The sequence below is a fragment of the Rhodoferax sp. genome (assembly GCF_025354435.1).
GTDB lineage: Bacteria > Pseudomonadota > Gammaproteobacteria > Burkholderiales > Burkholderiaceae_C > Rhodoferax_B.
On record NZ_JANXMU010000067.1, the window covers coordinates 1 to 2554 of the forward strand.

At 59.9% G+C, this 2554-nt stretch carries 2 protein-coding genes; both read left to right on the plus strand.

Annotated elements, in window-relative coordinates:
* Nucleotides 1-1591, plus strand: a 1591-nt coding sequence (locus Q0T48_RS16960; protein ID WP_295958573.1) for a nucleoside-diphosphate sugar epimerase/dehydratase, incomplete at its 5' end; no start/stop codon positions are given.
* Nucleotides 1569-2554, plus strand: a 986-nt coding sequence (locus Q0T48_RS16965) for an oligosaccharide flippase family protein (RefSeq protein ID WP_295958575.1), incomplete at its 3' end; no start/stop codon positions are given. The genes Q0T48_RS16960 and Q0T48_RS16965, both read left to right, overlap by 23 nt.

The following is a 2554-nucleotide window of genomic DNA, read 5'->3' on the forward strand; positions in this document are numbered from 1 at the left end:
CTTCTGGCTGGCAGGGCTGGACGGCAATGCCCGGCGCAGCGATGCACGTTTACTGATTTATGGGGCGGGCAACGCAGGCGTGCAAACTGCCGCAGCGCTGGGCAGCACGCGGACCTACACCATCCTCGGTTTTGTAGATGATGATGCCGCCAAGGCAGGCCGCAGCATCAACGGCGTGCCGGTGTACGGGCCACAGCAGATCCCCGGCATCGTCAGCCGGCAGAATGTCACCGACATTTTGCTGGCCGTCCCTAGTGTCAGCCGAGAGCGCCGTAACGAAATTCTGCAAACCCTGCAAACCCTGCCGGTACACGTGCGCACCTTGCCGGGCTTGTCGGACCTGGCCAGCGGCCGCGTCACGGTGCAAGACATCCGAGAACTCGACATCGAAGACCTCTTGGGCCGCGAACCCATCCCGCCCCACCCCGAGCTGCTGGCCCGCAATCTGACCGGCAAAACCGTGCTGGTGACAGGTGCAGGTGGCAGCATTGGCAGCGAACTGTGCCGGCAGATTGTGGTGGAACGGCCCCTGTGTTTGGTACTGGTAGACCACAATGAATTCGGGCTTTACACCATCCATGCGGAGCTGCTAGCTCTGTGCACCGAACACGCACTCACCGTGGAACTGGTGCCTTTACTCGGCAGTGTTCGCAACTACAGCTTGATATCGGGCATATTTAAAACGCACCGCCCGAGTACGGTCTACCACGCGGCAGCCTACAAACATGTACCGTTGGTAGAAAGCAACCCTGCCGAAGGTATTGCAAACAACGTATTTGGCACCCTGCATGTAGCCCGCGCCGCACTGGAGAATGGCGTAGCCCAATGCGTACTGGTGTCCACCGACAAGGCCGTACGCCCAACCAGCATCATGGGAGCTACCAAACGTGTGGCAGAACTGATTCTGCAAGCGCTGGCCAACGAGCCCAATCCTGTTTTTGAGAACACCGCTGCTAACGGCGCACCACCGCCACCGCACGCAACCTGCTTCGCTATGGTGCGATTTGGCAATGTTCTGGGCTCCAGTGGCAGCGTGGTGCCACTGTTTCGCCAGCAAATTGCCAGTGGGGGGCCAATTACCGTGACCCATGCCGAGGTCACCCGCTACTTCATGACCATCCCTGAAGCTGCCCAGCTGGTGCTGCAAGCCGGTGCCATGGCACAAGGTGGCGATGTGTTTGTGCTGGACATGGGCGCACCCGTGAAAGTCCTGGATTTGGCCAAACGCATGGTGGCCTTGTCAGGCTTCACTTTGCGCGACCCAACCACCTTTGCGGGTGATATCGATATCCAAATTGTCGGTTTGCGCCCTGGTGAAAAACTCTATGAAGAATTATTGATCGGCAACAACCCGGCTGCCACACCGCACCCGCGGATCATGAAAGCCCATGAGGAGTTCATCCCCTGGTCGGTACTGTCCGGCCAGTTGCAAGTCTTATGGACGGCAGCGCAAAGCAACGACCTACCGGCTCTGCACGCATACCTTGCACAGTTGGTGCCAGGCTGCGCACTCAATACCACTGCACGCGCGCCCGGGAGTCCTTCGGCAGGACGGCCAGAAGTATGCGATGAGCGCCGTGAAAGCGCCTGATCGCCACATGCTCACACGCAACCATTTCACGCATATTGCCCTCAACGTCAGTGGGATGGTGCTGCCCATGCTCGTAGGCGTGGCTGTCGTACCCGGGCTGATCCACCGCCTGGGGCAGGATCGCTTTGGTGCCTTGACTTTGGCCTGGGCTTTGGTCGGCTACTTTGGCCTGCTGGACCTGGGCTTAGGACGCGCACTGACCCAGTACCTGTCGCACCACAATGCATCCGGCATGCCACTGGCGGTCCAGGCGGCTATGGCGCGCATGGCCCGCCGACTTATGGGGGGAATTGGAGCCACCTGGGCCGTGTTGCTATTGGGCTGTACACCGTGGGTCGGCACTGCCATCCAGATGCCCGCCGAGGTACGCACGGAGGCTCCAGCTGCATGGGCCATGTTGGCATTTGCCATTCCATTCTTGATGTGGTCCACCTGCAGCACCGGTGTTTTAGAGGCGCGCAGCCGGTTTACCGCCATGAACAGCGTACGCATCCCTTCTGGCATAGCCAGCTTTTGCGTGCCCTGGCTGATTGCACTGTATTCGGTCGATTTACGCGCCGTGATGGCGGGCTTGTTGCTGGTGCGGATCGGCACCGCATTGGCATTTGCCTGGCTGGCGAAGCAAGAATTTGCCCACGCCCCACAGGCTCCGCCGTCCAATGGACTTCGCCAACTATTGCACTTTGGGGGCTGGCTCACGGTAAGCAATTTGGTGGGACCGCTGCTGTCGTACTTTGACCGTTTTGCCATTGCTGCTGTGCTGTCTACCGCTGCTGTGACGCATTACACCGTGCCTTTTGATGTGCTGTCGCGACTGCCTGCGATTCCGGTCGCGATGCTGGGCGTCTTGTTTCCATTGCTGGCCCATGCCCAAGGCAATTTGGGCACATCGGCCGCGGTACTGCCCAACTTGGTCCGTTCGGCAACGCGCATGCTGGTGGCATGCTGGCTGCCAGGCTTGGT